The following is a 19,834-nucleotide window of genomic DNA, read 5'->3' on the forward strand; positions in this document are numbered from 1 at the left end:
GCATTCAAGGCTCAACTTTGAGGGTCGCTTTCATGTTGGGGTGATAGCGGCAATAATAATCGACGGTCCCCGCTTTCTTCAGGACAACACTCGCCGTCTTCTTCGGCGGCAGGGTCACGTCAAAGTCGCCGTTGCGTGCGGTAGCGGTATGGACAAGGACGTCCTTGTTGATCCATTCGATGGTGTCGCCGACTTTGGCCGAGGCCACCGCCGGCGCGATCTCCAGGTTCTCCATCGTGATTTGAATCGTCGCCGCCGCTGCCGGCACGCACGGTGCCGGCGCCAGCAACAACGCCCCGAGGACGGCGGCGGAGTATCGTGACAGCATCACGCGCTCCTACTTCAGGTCCGCTTCGACGTGCTCGGCGTGCTGCTCGTGGCCCTGAAAGATCTTCAGACCGGTCTGCAGCAAGTTCTTCAGCTCCGCATTATTGGCGGAGGGAATGAGCTGCGTTTCCAGCGCATTGTTCACGGTCTTGTGGTAGGCGACCTCGTTTTCGATATAGGCCTTGTCGAAGGCGGCGCCTTTGAGCTTACCGAGCTCGGCGTATTTTTCATTGGCCTGCTTGGACAGCGAGCGGCTGGTGTCATTGTCTTCAGGCGTCACCTTCAGCTTCTTGACCAGATCGAGCGCCTGCTTGTTCACGGCCTCATGATCGCGCACCATATCCTGGGCGAACTGTTTTACCTCCTTGCTGTGGCCCTTCTCCAAGGCTTGTTTGGCGGCCTTGATATCGATCTCGCCTGCCGTGTAGGCGATATGGGCGATTTGCGGATCGGTCAGCTTCGCGCCTTGCGCGAGCGCCGCGCCGCTCAAGAAGCAAATGGCGGCGATGGCCGCACTCATTCGGACGAACATGGCTCACACTCCTGTTGCGCCGGCACTGGCCGGCAGTCGAACGGTTACGCAGGAGTTGGATGGCGGAATCCGGCCGAGGTTCCCGGAGAGGTCTAAGTCGACAAGCCAAGCCGTTTCAGCACCACTTCCGTGAGCCGTTCACAGCGGCGGCCTGCAAACGGGAATGCTTCCAGGATGACAGGTCCGATCTTCCTCTCCACATCCTCACGCAGCATGAGGCGCGCGCGATGCAGCCGCGTCTTCACCGTTTCGGGTTTCAGCCCGAGCAGTTCGGCAGTCTCCTCGACATTCATCTCCTCCATCACCCGGGCGATGAAGACGAGCCGAAATGGCTCGGGCAATTCGTCGATGGCGTGCTCGACGAACCGCTGTATTTCGCGTTGCGCCATGGACTTTTCGGGATCGCTCGATGCGGATGCGGCGGGAAACTGGATAATCTCGGCCTCCTGCTCGTGCTCCGGCAGCGTGCAGCCGAACGAGGGACGCTGGCCGCGCAGCCGGCCCAGCGCTTCGTTCATGGCGATGCGCGTCAGCCAGGTCGAGAGGCTGGAATCGCCGCGAAAGCCGTCCAGATGCGTCAGGGCCCGGAGGTAAGTCTCCTGCACCACATCCTCGGCTTCGCTGTCGTTGCGCAGGATGCCGCGGGCGATGCGGAACAGCCGGCGGTTGTTGGCCTGCAGGATCGCGCGAACCGCCGCCTCGTCGCGGGCCAGCGCGCGACGGACCAGGTCACTGTCGCTGATCGAGTTTGATAAAGTCTTGACCGGCGTTGCCGAAGCCATGGCTGTTTCCCTGATGTTCAAGGCTTGGATGCAATTTGGGGTGAAAGGTTCCCAATAAGCGCGGCGTCCATCCAATTTTCGCGGCGCGACATCCGACTTCATTTGCGTTGCTCCTTGCCCGCATCCTGCGTTCCACGTGCACTGCCGTCACCAGCCGGATTCGAGCCGTTGCGGCCGACGGTATCCTTGGTTGGGCGCGGGCCCTTGTCCGGTTCATTGCCGTAGCGCGGCGTGCCATCGGGGTTTTGACCTGTGATGCCGTGTGAGGGACTCGCGGGATACCCGCCACTCTCGACAATCGCCATTGAAGCCATCGCGAAACAAAGCGCGACGCTGATGATGGCTGTTTTCATATCTTCCTCCTGTCATGTCTGCCCCGCTTGAACCGATGAATGGTCGCCGCTCCGGCGCTATCTCGCGTGGCTGCTTCCGAAAAGCCGCAAGGGAACGGCGAAGGTCAATCCAGCGCGAATTTCGTTGACCGGGTGTCCTTTGGTCACCGCGTAGCGATAGGCGATATCGAAGGCGAGCTTATCGCTGGCCTGCCAGATCAGGCCGACCAATCCTGAGACCGTCTCTTCAAGGCCGAATTCCTTCTCATAGAAAACTTCGGCGACCGGCCGCACTTTCCATTTCGAGGGACCTTCGAGGATGGTGCCGACGAAGACATCGGCATGATGATCTCGCGTCAGCAGCGCCTCGGTGTTGAAGTGAACCGTTCCCCAGTCCCAGCGCTGCGAGACGATGCCGGCCCAGCTTGCGCCGACGCCGCTGTCGCCGGTGCTGTCCGGCAGCAGCACGCCGAACTCGGTTGCGACGCTCGGTCCGCTCTTGTCCTGGAGGCTGCCGGGCACCACGACGTGCTTGAGGAACGCGCCGGCCGCGGTCAGCTCCGTCGGCCCCGAGAACGACAGCGGCGTTTCGGCTTGGCCCTCGAACACGGCCTCCCATCCCTCGCTCAATCCGAAATTCAATACTGTCTGTGGCGCGATCAGGGTTGTCGTCCCCTGCTCGCGTCGGGGACCCGCCGGCTGCAACTCGACCTCCAGCTCGCCCGGCTCGGCGACGGCTGCGTCCGTACCGTCGAACGGACGATAGGCGAAGGCAGGCGCCGCAAAGCTGGCAGCAGTGACGATGATCAATGATGCAGCGGCACACCGGATCGGAAGAGACTCATCGCTGAGCATGTCTGCTCCCCCGTATGCTGCCTCACGGCGACGGACGATAGATCCAGATTCCGGCGGCGGCCTCGCCCCGCGCCGGCACTGCAAGCAGAAGGCGATCCAAGTCAGGTACGAACAGGGAGGTGCGCGCGCCGGCGGCGGTGGCGATATGGGCGGCCCGCCGGTAGACCGTGCCGTCCGTGGCCAGCACGTCGATAAAACCCTCGCCGCAACTGAGGTAAACCCGGTCGCGCTTGGCATCCACGAAGAGATCATCGACATCACCGCACGTGGGGACCGACGTGATCAGCGCTCCGTCCGCTGCGCCGAACACACCGAGCTCCGCCGGCCGGCGGAACGCCACCAGGACCCGCCGGTGGGCCCCATCCAGCGCCATCGCAAAATTCGCGCGGCGACCCGCGGTCGGCCAGGAGGCAATCTTCTTTGCAGATGCCCCATCGACGACGTCGATCGCGCCGCTGTTGGGCACGTTGACAAAGATGCGGTTCGTGCCCGCTTCGAGCTGAAAACTCTCGGGGTGCGCCTTCAGGGCTATACTTGCGAGCTTCTTCTGCGCGGCGGCATCGAGGATAGTCAACGCGCCATCGCCATGGCCGACGAGCACGCGCCCGGCGCCTGCATCGACTCGAATGTTATCGGCATCGCTGCCGAGCTCGATGCGCCCGCTTGGGGACAGCTCGGCGCCCCTGAACATCCGCACCGAGCCGTCGCCGGCGTTCGCCACATACAGCATGTCTGTTGCCGGCTCATAGCCCACGCCCTGCGGCTGCGGCAGCTTGCCGATCAGGCGGTCGAGACGCTGGGCCTGCAGATCGACGACGGCCAGGCTGTCGTTACCGAGCGCCGCTACGAACAGCCGGCGCCGCGCCAAATCGATCGCCATGTGATCGATCCGGCCGCGCACATCGCCGAGCGGGATCTTGGCCTCGAGCTGCAGCAAGGATTCGGCCAGCGCGCTCGTCCTTTGGCCAATGGCAACCGTGATCGCCAGAGCTCCAGCGATGGCCGTGGCGAAACGCAAGGCAGACACCATGGGCATCCCCGTCGGCTACTTCAACATCACCCAAGCCGGTTGCAGCAACGGATAGGCGACGAGCCCCACCACCGCCGTTGCCGCGATCAGAACCGGATTGCTCACCTTCCAGCGGAGCAGCACCGCAAGCGAGGCGACGCCGATCGTGGCCGTCAGCCAATCGCCGATGGCGATCTTGCCGAGCAGGATGCAGGCGCCGAGGATGGTGCCGATCGCCGCCGCGTAAGCGCCCTTGACGAAACCCTGCACGTTCGCATTGCCCCGGTGGCGCGCCAGCAGCGGCGCGACGATCAACACCAGCAGGAACGACGGCAGGAAGATGCCAATGGTGGAAACCAGCGAGCCCCAGAAGCCCGCGACCAGATAGCCGACGAAAGTCGCGGTGATCACGACCGGTCCCGGGCTGATCATGCCGATCGCGACCGCGATCAAAAATTGCCGCTGGTCGAGCCAGCCATATTGCTGCACCAGTCCCTGCTCGAGGAAAGGCACGATGACGAGGCCGCTGCCAAACGTCAGCGCGCCCGCTTTCAGGAAAAACAGCAACAATTTGCCAAGCGTCGAGCCGGTTGCGACCGGCGCCATCGGTGCGGCAACCGGCACGAGGACGACCGGCAGGGCCGCAGGCGCGCGCTTCAACAGGCTGCCGTAATGGAAAATTCCGATGATGCCGGCGCCGATGAACAACAGCGCGACCTCGGCCTGCATGATGACCGTGACCGCGAGACATGCGGCCGCGATCGCCCATTGCAGCCAGTCTTCCATTCCGAGCCTGGCCAGCCGATAGCAGGAATGCAAAATCAGCGCGATCACGGCCGGGCTGACGCCGTAGAAGATCGCCGTGACCGGCGGCAGATCGCCGAGATGGACATAGAGCGCGCCAAGCAAGGCGACGATGACGAAATTGGGCAGGATGAAGCACCAGCCGCCGAGCCATGCGCCCCAAAAGCCGCAACGCAGCCAGGCGGCATAGATGCCGACCTGGATCGCCAGCGGCCCGGGCAGCGACTGGCAGATGGCGATGGATTCGCGCATCTGCTCTTTGCTGAGCCATTTCTTGTCGTTGACGAGCTCGCGCTCCATCTGCCCGACCAGCGCAACCGGGCCGCCGAAACCGAGAAGGCCAAGACGCAGGAAATAAAGCGCAAGCTCGGTCATGCGGCTGCGTTCTGGGATGATGGTCGTCGTCACATCAACACTTCCTTCAAGGAGGTTTCCGGAGAGCGAGACCCGCGCTTACCAATCTCCCCTTTGTGGGGGAGGCTGCCATCGTGGAGCGGCCCACCATCCGGCGCGGACAAGTCCGCTCCACCTTAACTTTTGCCGCTTGCCGTCTTGTCGAGTGCGCCGCGAATACCCTTTGCCAGCTTCGCGGCATCGTCGTTGGCCCAGAAGTGCAGGAAGAACAGCCGCGGCTGTTCGTCGAGCATGTGGCTGTGCACCGCCGTCACCTCGATTCCGCCGGCGAGCAGGGCCTTGATCACCGGGTTGACCTCATCGCCTGTCAGCGCGAAATCGCCTGTGATCGCAGCCTTGCCGCCACCCGTCGGCTGGAAGTTGATCCCCTGCGCCACGCCCATCGGACCGACCGGTGCGATCTCCGTTCCGGCTTCATTAACGGGATCGCGACGCGGCACGGCAAAGGCGTAAACGCCGCCGTTGTTGTGGCCCTTCACCCCGATGATCTGATCGAGTTGCGCGGTATCGAGATCGATCGCTGGCGGCGGCGAGGCGGGAGCTGCGGTGAGCGGCGTCTTGCTGGCTGCGAGCGCGTCATGAAGAGCGGTCGCCATCTTCAAGGGATCGCCGTGGCCGCCGACATGCACGTAGAAAGTGGCCGGGTTCGCGCGCAGCAGGTGATTGTGCACGGCCGTGATCTCAAGACCGCCCTGCACCAGCTTCGTCATCACGGGTGTGATCTCGGTCTCCAGGAGCACGAGATCGCCCATCACCATGGCACCACCATGGGCCGGCTTGAACGCGACCCAGCCGCCGAGCGCCAGGCTCGGCTTGATGGTGACGCCATCCAGCGTCACATTGAGATCGCTGCGCGGAAAGCCGTAGCGGCGCACATCGCCCGACACCGCCGGCTTGCGGCCGAGCGTGTCATCGACCTTCTGCCAATCGATCGCCTGCGCATGCGCGTTGGTGATGAAGGGCTCTGCGAAAATGCTCCATTGAGGCGAACCCGCTATGGCTGCGGTTGCAGCCGATAAGGCGAGAGCGGTGGCGGTAAGCGCGAGTTTGATCTGCATGGATATGCTCTCCTGTGATGTCCCCGCCCTCGATGGATGGATCGCTTGTGGCCCGCCTCGGGATAAGCCCGTGCGAGCGAAGCGTGAGGCTTGGATCGATGGAACGGCGAGCGATGGCGCAGCGATAGACGGCGGCCACAACAAAACTCGATGGCGCGCAGGCGTGCGTCGCGTCAGGCGCGTTGATCAGTTCGGTAAATGTGGTCGAAGCCAGGCGCTGAGAAGCAGACATGCGGCGTCCTTGTCGAAACCGGACGCGATGCTTGGGCATGTCGCCTCATGGGGAGATCGCAGGTCCCCAGGCCGCGAATACTGCCAAAGAGATTTGGCCTGTCAATCGGGAAAGGAGGTTCCGGAAGGCATGGAACAGCGATTCGCCAAGCCTGCTCAATTCCATTTGATCACCCACGAAGCGGGCGGCGTCGGGCGCTTGCCCGACGTGGAGAAATTGCAAATCTCCAGAATTCCGGGTCTGGCTGGCGCGCCGTCCCGGAGTGACCTCTCAGATGGCGGGCGCAAACGACTCCGCCCGCGCCATCGCCCAGGCATCGCGGAAGCGCACATCGTCGGTGCCATCGATGAGCTCGCCCGGCCGCAACGATGGATAGAGTTTTGCGAAGGAGCACACTTCCGTGCTCGATGTCCGCTTCGAGAAGTGGATCGGTCGCAACTCCTGGGGATGCTCCAAGCCGGCGGCGGCCAGCAGCTCGGCCAGCGCGATCAGGGTCGCGCGGTGGTAATTATAGACCCGGTCGATCTTGAGCGGCACGTACAGCGCACGGGCGCGGGTCGGGTCCTGCGTGGTGACGCCGGTCGGACAACGGTCGGTGTGGCAGCTTAACGACTGGATGCAGCCTAGCGCGAACATGAAGCCACGCGCTGAGTTGCACCAGTCGGCCCCGAGCGCCATGGCGCGCGCCATGTCGAAGGCGGTCGCGATCTTCCCCGACGCACCTAACTTGATGCGATCGCGCGCGTTGATCCCGACCAGCGCGTTGTGAACGAAATTGACGCCCTCGCGCATCGGCATGCCCAAATGATCCATGAACTCCAGCGGTGCGGCGCCGGTGCCGCCTTCATTGCCGTCGATGACTATGAAATCCGGATAGATGCCGGTTTGCCGCATCGCCTTGCAGATCGCCAGAAACTCCCAGGGGTGACCGATGCACATCTTGAAGCCGGCGGGCTTGCCGCCCGAGAGCTTGCGCATTTTGGCGACGAACTCCATCATCTCGATCGGCGTCGAAAACGCCTTATGCGTGGCCGGCGAGATGCAGTCCTCGCCCATGGCGACGCCGCGGATCTTGGAGATCTCTTGCGAGACCTTCGCCGCCGGCAGCACGCCGCCATGGCCGGGCTTGGCACCCTGGCTCATCTTCAGCTCGACCATCTTGATCTGGTCCTCGCTGGCGACGCGGGCGAACTCATCCGCATCGAAAGTGCCATCGCGATGACGGCAGCCGAAATAGCCGGAGCCGACCTCCCAGATCAAATCGCCGCCCATCTCGCGATGGTAGGGAGAAACGCCGCCCTCGCCGGTGTCATGCGCAAAGCCGCCCTTCCTGGCGCCGGCATTGAGCGCGCGCACCGCGTTCGGGCTGAGCGCACCAAAACTCATCGCCGAGATATTGAACACCGACGCCGAATAGGGCCTGGTGCAGTCTGGCCCGCCGATCGTGATGCGGAATTTTTCGTTCGAATGCGCTTTCGGCGCGACCGAATGGTGCATCCATTCGTAGCCCTCGCGGTAGACATCCTCCTGGGTGCCGAAGGGCCGCTTGTCCAGTTGCATCTTGGCGCGCTGATAGACCACCGCACGGGTGTCGCGCGAGAACGGCATGCCGTCCTTCTCGCTCTCGAAGAAATACTGCCGCATCTCGGGGCGGATCTCTTCGAGCAGGAAGCGCATATGCGCCGAAATGGGATAGTTGCGCAAAACGGCGTGGTTCTTCTGCATGAGATCGCGGATGCCAAGCAGCGTCAGCGCGCCGAAGATCAGCATCGGGATCAGCACAACGTCGAAGGCTTTGGGATTGTGGTCGAACATCCCGATGCCGAGCAGCAAGGCCGTCACCACAGCGCAAATCGTCAAAACGATGTAGCGTGGCGAGAACGGAAGCAGCAAGGTTTCCATGGGATACCCCTTCGGGCGATTGTGCCTGTTGTTATGCGCACGCGCGGCGACACGCAGCCTATCGGCGTTGCCGCTCAAGCATATGACAATGCTTCGCTTTGAAGAAGCTAGCCGTTACGGCAGGCGCTAATCAATGCAGTCCCGCTGACGCAATTTTGCGGCGCAATGTGAGCGGGGTGAGGAGCTGTCCGGAAGAGGCGAAGGGGTGCGACCTGCTCGGCCGCCGCGCGCAAGGGTCAGAGGGATCTTGGCTGGCGATCCGGAATCGAACGATCTGTACGACGCGATTGCGAGTTAAGGACGTGGATGGCCGGGACAAGCCCGGCCATGATGGCGTAGCAAGCGGCCATAGTACGCACCACCACCGAGGGGCAAGTTCCTCGGCCGCGACGATGTCGGAGCCTGCTCAGCGCTCGACGAAGGCCTTCTCGATCACGAAATGGCCGGGCTCGGTGTGGTTGCCTTCGAGAAAGCCGCGGCCCTCGAACATCTGCTTGAGCTCTTCGAGCATCGCGGGGCTACCGCACATCATGATGCGGTCGGTCGCCTTATCGAGCGGCGTCTGGCCGAGGTCGTTGAAGAGCTGTTCCGAGGCGATCAGGTCGGTGATGCGGCCGCGGTTGCGGAATGGCTCGCGGGTGACCGTCGGATAGTAAGAGAGCTTCTCGGAGAGCAGCGGTCCGAACAATTCGTCGTCGCGCAGCTTCTGCACGAGCTGCTCGCCGAAGGCGAGCTCGTTGACCTGCCGGCAGCCGTGCACGAGCACGATCTGCTCGAAGCGCTCGTAGACGTCGGGGTCCTTGATCAGGCTCGCGAAAGGCGCCAGCCCCGTTCCGGTCGACAGCAACAGCAGCCGCTTGCCGGGAATGAGATTATCGGTGATCAGCGTACCCGTGGCCTTGCGACCGACCAGGATGGTGTCGCCTTCCCTGATCTTCTGCAGCCGCGAGGTCAGGGGACCGTCGGGAACCTTGATCGAGAAGAATTCCAGTTCTTCCTCGTGATTAGCGCTCGCCATGCTGTAGGCGCGCAGCAGGGGACGGCCATCGACCTCCAGGCCGATCATGGCGAACTGGCCGTTCAGGAAGCGGAAGCCGCTGTCGCGGGTGGCCTTGAAGCTGAAAAGGGTGTCGGTCCAATGCCGGACGGAAAGAACTTTCTCTCGATAGAACGCGCTCATGGTTTGAGATTCTTCCCAGCGTCTCTTGATTAGAACAAACGAGTTGCGTGGCCCCGAAGGGGGCAAAAACCCCTGAATTTGCGGGAGATTTCCCCGCTTCATCTACTGGATTGAACGAGATAATCAACCCGTATTGACGCGTAATTGAGATGGCTCAAATGCATGTCGCATCACTTTTGAAGCAGGTTCGAGCCATTCTAATTCCAGGCTCAATTCTTGACACTGCCGCCGGTAATTAACTTGCTGGATCTGCGGCCAGCGCGGCACTTAATTGCCGGCGCGCCAGGGTTAACGGGGCGGAAAACGAAGCAACGATGCTCAACAGCCAGCGCATTTTCGTCGAGGCGATCAGGAAATACGGCGCCGAGCATGGCATGGCGGTGGAGATCCACGCCGCCGGCTGGCTGATCGTCATGCAACGCGGCGGCAGGCGGCATCTCGCCTTCGGCTACGATCTCGGGCTGAACAGCGCGGTCGCTCACCGAATTGCAAATGACAAGTCGGCGACCGCGGACGTGCTGGCAATGTCCGGCGTGCCCTGCGTGCCGCATGCCCTGTTTCTCAACCCGGAGCTGAATGCCTATGTCCCGCCGCAAGGGTCATGGCAGGCGATGCTCACGCTGCTGTCGCAAAATCCGTCCGGCATCGTGGTCAAGCCCAACGAAGGCACGTCGGGAAAGTCTGTCTTCCTTGTGTCGAGCGCGCCCGGACTCGAACTGGCGGTGAATCGAATCTTCACCTCACATGCAAGCCTTGCAATCTCGCCCTATCTCGAGATCGAGGACGAGGTCCGCGTGGTGCTGCTCGATGACACACCGCTCATCGTCTACAGCAAGAAACGACCCGCGGTGATCGGCGACGGCAAACGCTCGCTGCTCGAGCTCGCGCTGGCGACACTACCGGCCGATGAACGATCGGCTGTCTTGCCGGAGATGTTCGCCGAGCTCGACAGAGGCGCGCTGGATGCGATCGTGCCGGAGGGAGCACGGCGGGCCCTCAACTGGCGCCACAATCTGGAATCAGGCGCACGGCCGCTTCTGCTTGAACATGGCGAGGCACGGGATGCGTGCATGGCGCTTGCGGCACGCGCGGCGCAGGCCATCGGCATCCGCTTCGCATCGATCGACATCGTGCGGGTCGAGGGCGGCTGGCAGGTGCTGGAGATCAATTCCGGGGTGATGATGGAGGCGCTGAGCAAGCTGCATCCGGAGCTGGTCCATGCAGCCTATAGCGCGGCGCTGGATAAGCTATTTGCGTGAGTTGGCGCTGTCGTTCCGGGGCGGTCCGCAGGACCGAACCCGGAACCTCGAGATTTTCGGGTTCGCCTCTTCGAGGCGCTCCGGAATGACGGGCGCAAATGCCTATCAATTATTCGCACCCGGTGAATCATCCATCGCGCGAAAGGCTTCCTCGAGCTGTGGCGAGATCGGGACGTTGAGCCGCTCGCCGGTGGGCAGCCGCCGCACGAACCACTTTTCGTAAAGCGGGATCAGATCATGGTTGGAGCCGAGCTTGCGGAAGGCACGCTCGACCACGGCCGATAATTCCGGCTCGCCCTTACGGAACATGATGCCATAGGGCTCATAGGACAGATAATCGCCGGTGACGCGAAACCGATCCTGCGACTTGTGCCGCGCGATCAGGCCGTAGAGCAGGATGTCGTCGGTCGCGAACGCATCGACCTTGCCGTCCGCCAGCATCTGGTAGGACTGCTCGTGGTCGGCCGCCGTGACGATGTTCAGGCCAAGGGCGAATTTCTTGTCGACATTGCGCATCGCCTGCTCGTTGGTGGTGCCTTTGGTCACCACCACGGTCTTACCCTTGAGGTCGGTCGCCGCCGAAACAGGCGATGCCTTCGGTACCATCAGCTTGGTGCCGGCCACGAAGATCAAGGGCGAGAAGGCCACCAGCCTGGAACGCTCGGCATTCGCTGTGGTCGAGCCGCATTCGAGATCGATTCTGTTCTGCAGCACGGCCGCGATGCGGTCGTCCGAGGTGGCCTTGACGTAGGCGATCTTCAGGTCGGGATCGTCAATCTCGGCGGCGATCTCCTCGACGATCGCCTCGCAGAGTTCGAGGCTGTAGCCGATCGGACGGTTGGCCTCGTCCAGGAACGAGAATGGCGGCGAGCTCTCGCGATAGCCGACATGCACGAGGTGCGCGTTCTTGATCCGGGTCAGCGTCGGGCTAAGCCCGCCCTCGCCGGCTTCATCGCCGCCCTGGGCGAACGCGGCCGCTGCCGGCAGGCAAGCCGCCAGCAAAAGGCCGATCAGCGCCGTCCACCGGCTTATATTTTGCCGCATCACCCGCTCCCATCAGTGGCCCGCTATAACGGGCACTTCGCCGGGGATCATGTCCGGCGGCACGACATCGCCGGGACCGAGCGCGTGGACGGGCGCGAGCTCGCCTTCCCACTTCGCCACGACAGAGGTGGCGAGCGTGTTGCCGATCACATTGGTGGCGCTGCGGCCCATGTCGAGGAAGGTGTCGATACCCATGATCATCAACAGCCCCGCCTCGGGAATGCCGAACTGAGACAGCGTCGAGGCGATCACAACCAGCGAAGCGCGCGGCACGCCGGCGACGCCTTTCGACGTGATCATCAAGGTCGCCAGCATCGCGAGCTGGGTCGCCAGCGACATGTCGATCTTGTAGGTCTGCGCGATGAAGATGGAAGCGAAGGTGCAGTACATCATCGTGCCGTCGAGGTTGAAGGAATAGCCAAGCGGCAGCACGAAACTCGAGATGCGGGACGATGCGCCGAAGCGGTTCAGTCCCTCCAGCGTCTTCGGGTAAGCCGCCTCCGAACTTGCAGTGGAGAACGCGATCATCAAGGGCTCACGGATCAGCCGCAGCAGATGGGCGTAGCGCGGCCCGATCACGATGAAGCCGATGATCACCAGGATGCCCCAGAGGATCAGGAGCGACAGATAGAAGCCGCCCATGAAGACCACGAGCTTCCACAGCACGGCAAGACCGTTCTTGGCGACCGTCGCCGCGATCGCCGCCCACACCGCGAGCGGGGCGAACATCATCACGTAGCTCGTCACCTTCAGCATGATATGACCGACATCATCGATCAGCGCGAGCAGCGACTTCGAGCGTTCGGGCAGCGCCCCCATCGCGACCGAGAAGAACACCGCAAAGATCACGATCTGCAGGATCTCGTTCTGCGCCATTGCGTCCGCGATCGAGGTCGGGATCAAATGGGTCAGGAATTTTTCGACTGAGAAGGCCGACACCGGCAGCCCCGTCGACTGCGTCCTGTCCGGCAGCGTGCCGGGGAAATTCGCCCCAGGCTGCAGCAGATTGACCATGACGAGGCCAAGCAGCAAAGAGACGAAGGAGGCGCTGACGAACCAGCCCATGGTCTTGGCGAAGATGCGGCCGAGCTTGGCGCCGCTGCCCATGTGAGCGATGCCGCCGACCAGCGTTGCGAACACCAAGGGCGCGATGATCATCTTGATCAGGCGCAGAAACAGCATCGCGATCAGGTTGATCGAGGCGGCAAGCTCGGCGCGTTGATCGGGCAGGAAATTGAAGATCAGCGTGCCTGTGATGATGCCGAGCACCATCGCGCCGAGGATATATTGGGTGAACCTGTTGGACATTCTTGACCCCCCGTTCAACTCCGGCGTGTCCAGTTTGGCAGATTTTGAAACTCGCGCAACACGGTTCGACGAGCAACGCGCATGCCACGATCTTCCGCTTGAAAAACGGACGCGCAATCCAGCCTGTGCGCAACGCACAAATCGCCAAGCTGCACGTTTCCTGCGCCACGGCTGCACCAATAATGATCACGCTGCACGCGCCGGGAGGATTGCGGGACGCACGTGATGTGCTCCGACGCAAATTTTGCATCGCATCGTCCGCACATTCCGCTTGAAGCGGAAGGGAAAGCGGCGGATCATGCCGCAGTCCAGATTTTGAAGACCTAAGTCATTCGATATTTTCGCCTGCAGCGGCGGCACGAAGCAATACGAACGCGCATAGCGATACAAAAAGCGATATCGAGAAGGATCGATTGCATGACCAAGAGGTCCGAGAGTGCGGCAGCGCTTGGCGCCTTGCTGTCAGCAGCATTTTCCATTCTCGCATCGGGGGCATTGGCGCAGGCGCCGACCGCGGCGCAGCGCAGCGCGATCAAAACCCAGTGCCGATCCGACTACATCGCGCATTGCGCGAGCGTTCCGCCGGGCGGCGCGGCATCGCTGCAATGCCTGCAGAAGAACGTCGCAAGTCTTGGGCCCGGCTGCCAGTCAGCCTTGCGCGCGGTCGCAGCGCCGTCTGCGGCCAAGTCTGAAGCAAGGTCGGACGCAAAGTCTGTAGACGCAAAGTCTTCAGACGCGAAGTCTGAAGCAAAGCCCGAGCCGAGTGCCGAGGCCAAGCCGGACACAGCAGCACCGCCCGCCGCGGAGACTAAGGCCGAGCCGGCCCCTGCGACCGCCACACAACCGGCCGCTCAGCCTGCCGCGAAGACGGCGGTGACAACGGCGAAGAAGCCGTCGAGCGCGCAAATTGGCGCCGTCCGCAGCGCCTGCCGCGGCGATTATCCAAACGTATGCGCGGGCGTGCCGACCGGCGGCGCAGCCGCCCTGCAATGCCTGGAAAAGAACAAGGCCGCGGTCTCACCCGGCTGCCAACAGGCGCTCGAGGGGGCGAGCGGCGGCGCGCCAGCGGCAACGGCCAATGTCAGCCCGGCTCCGGCTGCGGCCCCCGCCGCGGCACCGGCTGCCCCGAGCGCGATGGCCCTGCGGCCGATGCGACCGCGCGAGGTGGTGTTCGTGATGCGCTCGGCCTGCGGCGCGGATGTGCGCACGCTCTGCGCCGGCGTCGACCCCGGCGGCGGCCGCGTCCTGCAATGCCTGGCGGCAAACGCACCGTCGCTGTCGCCCGCCTGCAAGGGCGTTCTCGCGCGATTTGCCGCGCGGTAGCGCGGGTATTGGGATCGGGCGGGAACACCGCCCCTTTTGTCGGCGAGATCCGACGAATAATTTCGCTGGCGCGCTCGCCGCGTCGCGATTATTCTAGGCAAAATTGTAAGTATACTGTCAATTGGAGGAAGCGCGTGCGCATTGCCGTGATCGGCGGCGGCCCGGGTGGGCTGTATTTCGCCTATCTCTGGAAGAAGCATCATCCCGAGGCGCTGGTCGATCTGTTTGAGCAGAACGCTGCCAATGCCACCTGGGGCTTTGGCGTCGTGTTCTCCGAGCAGGCGCTGGAATTCTTGCGTGCCGACGATCCAGACACCGTGGACGCGATCGCGCCGCAAATGGAGAGCTGGAACAACATCACGCTGACTCTGCGGGGGCAGAGCGTGGAGATCGATGGCGTCGGCTTCTCCTCGATCGGGCGATTGAAGCTCCTGACCGTCCTGCAGGCGCGCGCCCGCGCGGTCGGCGTTACGATGCATTTCGAGACGCAGATCCAATCCCTCGATCGCCTGCAAAGCTATGACCTGATCGTCGCCGCGGACGGGCTGAATTCGCTGGTGCGCCGGGCCTTCGAAGGCGATTTCGGTTTCTCCATTTCCTACTCGACCAACAAATTCGCCTGGTATGGCACCACAAAAAGATTCGAGACGCTGTCGCAGACGTTCGTGAAGACCGAGCGCGGCGCCTTTAATGCCCATCACTACCGCTACGCGCCCGACATGAGCACGTTCCTGGTCGAGTGCGATCACGCGACCTGGCAGGCCTACGGCTTCGCCTACAAGGATGCGGAACAGTCCAAAGCCATCTGCGAAGAGATATTTGCCGAAACGCTCGGTGGCGGGCTCTTGATCTCGAACAAGTCGATGTGGCGCAACTTTCCGTGGGTCTGGAATGAGCGCTGGTTCTACAAGAACATGGTGTTGATTGGCGATGCCCTGCACACAGCGCATTTTTCCATCGGCTCGGGGACGCGTCTGGCGATCGAGGATGCCATCGCGCTCGCGAAGGCGCTCGACGCGGAAGCGCACGTCTCGACCGCACTCGCGCGCTACCAAGGCGAGCGCAAACCGATCGTGAAAAAGCTCGTCACGGCAGCACGTACCAGCGCGGATTGGTACGAGCAGTTCCCCGCGCACATGAAGCTCGATCCGATGGACTTTGCCCATAGCTACATCACCCGTTCGGGCCGGATCGACGAGGCTCGGCTGCGCGCAATGGCGCCGCGCTTTATGGCGGCTTACGAGGCGGAGAAGCGAACGGGAGTGCGCCATGACGCTTGAGATCAAGGACCAGGTGCCGTGCGACGCCCCTGGTGCGCGCGAGATCGGCTTTGCGATTCCCGCCCGCTACAATGCGAGCCGCATTCTCTTTGACAGCCTGGCCAAAGGCCGGGGCGACGCCCTCGCGCTGACCGGCCCCGCGGGGCAGCGGACCTATGCCGACCTCTGCGCGGATGCCGCACGGTGGGGACATGGTTTTCTCTCACTGGGACTAAAGCGCGGCGACCGCGTCCTGCTGTTCCTCGACGACACTCCCGCCTATCCTGCGGCCTTTTTCGGCGCCGTGCGCGCGGGCTTCGTACCGCTCCTGATCAACACGTTGACGCCACCGGATCTCCTGCAGTTCTACCTCGCCGATTCCGGTGCGGCGGTCGCCGTGGTGGACGCGGAATTTGCACCGCGCTTCAATAATGAGGCCTGCCGCGACACCGGCTTGCGCACGCTGATCGTGGTCAACGGCGCCATCGGCGAGCATGCCGCGCCGAATGCGATCGCCGCCGAGCCGTGGCTGAAGCAGTTTCCCACCGAGCTTTCGGAAGCCGATACTCATCGCAACGAGATGGCGTTCTGGATGTACTCCTCCGGCTCGACCGGCAGGCCCAAGGGCATCGTGCATCTGCAGCACGACATGGCTTACAGTGACGCCGCGTTTGCACGCAACGTGCTGCGACTCAAACCGAACGACGTCTGCTTTTCCGTGCCGAAGATCTTCTTCGCCTACGGCTTTGGCAACGCCATCACCTTTCCGTTCTGCGCAGGCGCGGCAACGCTGCTGCTGCCTGGGCAACCCAAGCCCGCCGCGATCTTCGAGGCGATCGGGCGTTTTCGGCCCACCGTGTTCTTCGGACTGCCGACGCTCTACACCTCGCTCACCAAGGCGGACGGCGCCGCCAAGGCCGACTTCTCCTCGCTGCGCATGGCGATCTCCGCCGCCGAGGTGCTCTCGAGCGAGGTCTTCAACGGCTGGAAGGCGCTGACCGGCCTCGAGATCATCGAAGGGTTGGGGTCGACCGAGGTGCTCCACATCTATCTCTGCAACCGGACAGACCGGAAGAAGGCGGGCGCGGCGGGACTGCGCGTACCCGGTTATGAGATCGCGCTGAGGGACAAGAATGGCCGCGAGGTCGGCGATAACGAGGAAGGAATTTTATGGGTGCGCGGCGACTCGAACACGCCGCTGTACTGGAATAGGCCGGACAAGACCGCGGAGACTATCCGCGAAGGGGGTTGGATTTACACCGGCGACCGCTTCGTCCGCGACAGCGAAGGCTTCCACTTCTTCCGCGGCCGCGCCGATGACCTGATCAAGATTTCCGGCCAATGGGTCTATCCGCTCGAGGTCGAGCTGTGTCTCGCCGAACATCCCGATGTGCGCGAATGCGCCGTGTTCGCGGCCGAGCTGCCGGACCGTCGCATGACCTTGAAGGCGGCGGTGGTGATGAACGTCCGCGGCTACGACGAAGCCGAGGCAATCAAGCGGCTGCAGGATTACGTCAAGGCAAAGCTGCTGCCCTATAAATATCCGCGCGAGATCAAGTTTTTGAACGAGCTGCCGAAGACGGGAACAGGGAAGATCGACCGCCAGGCCGTGATGCGGATGTAGGGCGCAACGCCGCACCACATTCGGTGTCGTCCTGGCGAAAGTCAGGACCCATAACCACAGGCTTCGGTTATTGACCCGAATGGCCGTTACAGCGTCGCGCCAAACCACTCCCTCGGGTTATGGGTCCCGGCTCTGCGCTCCGCTTGGCCGGGACGACGGCAGTATATTCGACGCCGCTTGTCCCAATACAAAGCCAGGACTCCTCACCCCGCCCTCCCCAAATGTTCCAGCGCATCTTCGGCGCGCAAGGGCACCCGCGACGCTTCGTTGTTGAGGTCGACGAGCTGCGCCAGCAGCCCCATGAGCACCTTGCGGTCGGCGGGTTTGAGCGGCTGCAACATCCGCGCCTGCGCGCGGTCGACCGAAGGCATGATGTCGCGGAGCAGCTTTGCGCCGGCGCGCGTCAGGTAAAGCAGCTTGACGCGTTTGTCGTGGCTGGCCGGCTTGCGCTCGATCAGGCCTTTCGCCTCCAGGCGCTCGATCACACTGCCGAGGGTGGAGCGATCGAAGGCGATCACCGCAGAGAGCCTGGTGGCGTCGATGCCGGGATGGGTCTGGATCGCGACCAGCGCGGCATATTGCACGGGCGTGGTCTCGAACGTCTTGCATTCCTCGACGAAGATCGCGACCGCGATCTGTTGCATCCGTCGGAACAGATAGCCGGGCTTGGTGTAGACCGCGTCCATCGTGAGCGGTGTCGGCTTACTCGGCATCGCTCTGACGCTCCGGTGCGGCATCGGCGAAGGCGGGCAGCGCCTTTGCCGCGGCCTCGGCCTGGAGCAGGCGCGGAAAGGCGGAGACATCCACGCCGAACCGCCGTGCGTTGGCAAGTTGCGGGACCAGGCAGAGGTCGGCCATCGTGGGCGAGGCGCCGAAGCAGAACGGACCTGGCTCGGCCGCGATCAGCTTTTCGCATGCGGCGAGGCCCTCACGGTTGGCCCAGGCCGCCCATTCCTTGACCTTCTCTTCGGCAAGCCCAAGCTGCCGCAAACGCGCCAGCACCTTCAGGTTCTGCACCGGATGGATATCGCAGGCGATGGCCTGCGAGAACGCGCGGATCTTTGCGCGGCGCAGCGGATCCTTGGGCAGGAGCGGCGGCTGGGGATGGGTCTCCTCCAGCCATTCGACGATCGCGAGCGACTGCGTGAGGATTTCGCCCGCGTCACACTCCAGCGTGGGCACGAGGCCTTGCGGATTGAGCGCGAGGTAAGCGGGCGCCCGTTGCTCGCCCTTGCGCAAATGATGGGGCAAGTGCTCCGCGCTCAAGCCCTTCAGGTTCAGGGCTATCCTGACCCGGTAGGCCGCGCTGCTGCGGAAATAGCCATGCAGCCTCATCGGAACCTCCCTCACGAATTATGGTTGCAATTGACGCAACCTACATTGTCAGTATGCTGTCAATCAAGTGAAGCAAACAAGATCGGGAGGCCGGCCATGGAAGCCGTGGCGAAAACGCCGGAACGCGAGGCGTTCTACAAAAAGATCGACGGCGAGAATCTTTCCGCGCTCTGGAACGTGATGGGCGATCTGATCACGCCCGAGCCGAAGAGCGCCTGCCGCCCGCATTTGTGGAAATTCGACGCCATCCGCAGCTACATGATGGAGGCAGGCAAGCTGATCACCGCGAAAGAGGCGGAGCGGCGGGTGCTGATCCTGGAAAATCCGGGCCTGCGCGGGCAGTCCAAGGTCACCACGTCCTTGTTTGCCGGCATTCAGATGGTCATCCCCGGCGATGTCGCGCCCGCCCACCGGCACAGCCAGTCGGCGCTCCGCTTCATCCTCGAGGGCAAGGGTGCATTCACCGCGGTCGATGGCGAAAAAACGCTGATGGAGCCCGGCGATTTCGTCATCACGCCGTCGATGACCTGGCACGACCACGGCAACGACACCAGCGAGCCGATGTTCTGGCTCGACGGGCTCGACATTCCCATGGTGCAGTTCTTTGACGCTTCGTTCGCCGAAGGCGCGAGCGAGGACCGGCAGCAGATCACAAAACCGGCCGGCGATAGTTTTGCGCGCTATGGCCGTAACCTGTTGCCGGTCGACGAGAAGCGAAGCTCAAAGACCTCGCCGATCTTCAATTATCCCTACAGCTATACCCGCCAAGCGCTGGAGCAGGCGAAGAAGCGCGGCGAATGGGACGCCTGCCACGGGCTGAAGCTGAAATTTTCCAATCCCGAGACCGGCGATTTCGCGATGCCGACCATCGGCACCTTCATCCAGCTCCTGCCGAAGGGTTTTACGACCGCCCGCTATCGCTCGACCGATGCCACCGTGTTCACCGCGATCGAAGGCAAGGGACGCACGCGGGTCGGCGAACAGACGTTCGAGTGGGGCCCGCGCGACCTCTTCGTGGTACCGAGCTGGCACTGGGTAACGCATGAAGCCGATGAGGACGCGGTGCTGTTTTCCTTCTCCGACCGCCCGGTGCAGCAGAAGCTGGATCTGTTCCGGGAAGATCGCGGGAATGCCTAAGGCTGTCGCCCCGGCCAAGCGAAGCGCGAGCCGGGACCCATAACCACAGGCCGTTGTTTGGCGAAGGACAACAACCGCTGTGCCTCTTTCGAAGATTCCGCGGTATGGGTCCCGGATC

Annotated in this window: 19 protein-coding genes; 5 read left to right on the forward strand and 14 right to left on the reverse strand. The window is 63.0% G+C overall.

Annotated elements, in window-relative coordinates; genetic code table 11:
* Positions 1-4: 4 nt before the first annotated feature.
* The 10 genes from P6U23_RS38060 to P6U23_RS38105 all read right to left on the reverse strand — a co-directional run bounded on the left by P6U23_RS38060 (position 5) and on the right by P6U23_RS38105 (position 9,427).
* On the reverse strand, positions 5-328 hold the full coding sequence (locus P6U23_RS38060; protein ID WP_407177403.1) for a cupredoxin domain-containing protein: 324 nt from the start codon (positions 326-328) through the stop codon (positions 5-7).
* Positions 329-337: 9 nt separating this feature from the next.
* Entirely contained in the window at positions 338-859 is a 522-nt protein-coding gene (locus P6U23_RS38065; RefSeq protein WP_407177404.1) for a DUF4142 domain-containing protein, read from the reverse strand.
* 92 nt (positions 860-951) lie between these two features.
* Positions 952-1,641: an RNA polymerase sigma factor gene (locus P6U23_RS38070; RefSeq protein ID WP_407177405.1), complete on the reverse strand. Its 690-nt coding sequence runs from the start codon at positions 1,639-1,641 to the stop codon at positions 952-954.
* A gap of 98 nt (positions 1,642-1,739) precedes the next feature.
* The gene (locus P6U23_RS38075; RefSeq protein WP_407177406.1) at positions 1,740-1,994 is read right to left on the reverse strand and encodes a hypothetical protein; all 255 of its coding nucleotides are present in this window, start codon (positions 1,992-1,994) and stop codon (positions 1,740-1,742) included.
* Between the two features lie 57 nt (positions 1,995-2,051).
* A complete protein-coding gene (locus P6U23_RS38080) occupies positions 2,052-2,828 on the reverse strand; it encodes a hypothetical protein (protein WP_407177407.1) in 777 nt (258 codons plus the stop codon).
* A 22-nt stretch (positions 2,829-2,850) separates the two neighbouring features.
* A complete protein-coding gene (locus P6U23_RS38085; protein ID WP_407177408.1) occupies positions 2,851-3,765 on the reverse strand; it encodes a YncE family protein in 915 nt (304 codons plus the stop codon).
* Between the two features lie 108 nt (positions 3,766-3,873).
* The gene (gene chrA, locus P6U23_RS38090; protein ID WP_407177409.1) at positions 3,874-5,049 is read right to left on the reverse strand and encodes a chromate efflux transporter; all 1,176 of its coding nucleotides are present in this window, start codon (positions 5,047-5,049) and stop codon (positions 3,874-3,876) included.
* Positions 5,050-5,171: 122 nt separating this feature from the next.
* A complete protein-coding gene (locus tag P6U23_RS38095; RefSeq protein ID WP_407177410.1) occupies positions 5,172-6,113 on the reverse strand; it encodes a DUF1259 domain-containing protein in 942 nt (313 codons plus the stop codon).
* A gap of 502 nt (positions 6,114-6,615) precedes the next feature.
* Positions 6,616-8,247, reverse strand: a complete 1,632-nt coding sequence (locus tag P6U23_RS38100) for an FMN-binding glutamate synthase family protein (protein ID WP_407177411.1) — start codon at positions 8,245-8,247, stop codon at positions 6,616-6,618.
* Between the two features lie 406 nt (positions 8,248-8,653).
* Entirely contained in the window at positions 8,654-9,427 is a 774-nt protein-coding gene (locus P6U23_RS38105) for a ferredoxin--NADP reductase (protein WP_407177412.1), read from the reverse strand.
* 314 nt (positions 9,428-9,741) lie between these two features.
* On the opposite strand from P6U23_RS38105, the gene P6U23_RS38110 reads away from it, so the two are divergent.
* A complete protein-coding gene (locus tag P6U23_RS38110) occupies positions 9,742-10,686 on the forward strand; it encodes a RimK-like protein (protein ID WP_407177413.1) in 945 nt (314 codons plus the stop codon).
* A 105-nt stretch (positions 10,687-10,791) separates the two neighbouring features.
* On the opposite strand, the gene P6U23_RS38115 is transcribed toward P6U23_RS38110, so the two are convergent.
* On the reverse strand, positions 10,792-11,730 hold the full coding sequence (locus tag P6U23_RS38115; protein WP_407177414.1) for an amino acid ABC transporter substrate-binding protein: 939 nt from the start codon (positions 11,728-11,730) through the stop codon (positions 10,792-10,794).
* A gap of 12 nt (positions 11,731-11,742) precedes the next feature.
* A complete protein-coding gene (locus P6U23_RS38120) occupies positions 11,743-13,038 on the reverse strand; it encodes a dicarboxylate/amino acid:cation symporter (protein ID WP_407177415.1) in 1,296 nt (431 codons plus the stop codon).
* A 417-nt stretch (positions 13,039-13,455) separates the two neighbouring features.
* On the opposite strand from P6U23_RS38120, the gene P6U23_RS38125 reads away from it, so the two are divergent.
* The 3 genes from P6U23_RS38125 to P6U23_RS38135 all read left to right on the forward strand — a co-directional run bounded on the left by P6U23_RS38125 (position 13,456) and on the right by P6U23_RS38135 (position 17,244).
* A complete protein-coding gene (locus P6U23_RS38125) occupies positions 13,456-14,361 on the forward strand; it encodes a hypothetical protein (protein ID WP_407177416.1) in 906 nt (301 codons plus the stop codon).
* A 134-nt stretch (positions 14,362-14,495) separates the two neighbouring features.
* Entirely contained in the window at positions 14,496-15,641 is a 1,146-nt protein-coding gene (locus P6U23_RS38130; RefSeq protein ID WP_407177417.1) for an FAD-dependent monooxygenase, read from the forward strand.
* Positions 15,631-17,244 carry a benzoate-CoA ligase family protein gene (locus P6U23_RS38135; RefSeq protein ID WP_407177418.1) on the forward strand — a complete coding sequence of 538 codons (1,614 nt, stop codon included), beginning with the start codon at positions 15,631-15,633 and terminating at the stop codon, positions 17,242-17,244. The genes P6U23_RS38130 and P6U23_RS38135 overlap by 11 nt, the downstream gene beginning before the upstream one ends.
* Before the next feature lie 203 nt (positions 17,245-17,447).
* Here the strand turns inward: P6U23_RS38135 and P6U23_RS38140 are convergent, their stop codons facing one another.
* Both P6U23_RS38140 and maiA read right to left on the reverse strand, forming a co-directional pair.
* On the reverse strand, positions 17,448-17,957 hold the full coding sequence (locus tag P6U23_RS38140; RefSeq protein WP_407177419.1) for a MarR family winged helix-turn-helix transcriptional regulator: 510 nt from the start codon (positions 17,955-17,957) through the stop codon (positions 17,448-17,450).
* On the reverse strand, positions 17,947-18,579 hold the full coding sequence (maiA, locus tag P6U23_RS38145; protein WP_407177420.1) for a maleylacetoacetate isomerase: 633 nt from the start codon (positions 18,577-18,579) through the stop codon (positions 17,947-17,949). The genes P6U23_RS38140 and maiA overlap by 11 nt, the downstream gene beginning before the upstream one ends.
* A 96-nt stretch (positions 18,580-18,675) precedes the next feature.
* Here maiA and gtdA point away from each other — a divergent pair, with 96 nt between their 5' ends.
* A complete protein-coding gene (gene gtdA, locus P6U23_RS38150) occupies positions 18,676-19,716 on the forward strand; it encodes a gentisate 1,2-dioxygenase (protein ID WP_407177421.1) in 1,041 nt (346 codons plus the stop codon).
* Positions 19,717-19,834: the final 118 nt, after the last annotated feature.

Origin of the sequence: Bradyrhizobium sp. STM 3562 (assembly GCF_045571435.1) — a bacterium.
Lineage (GTDB): Bacteria > Pseudomonadota > Alphaproteobacteria > Rhizobiales > Xanthobacteraceae > Bradyrhizobium.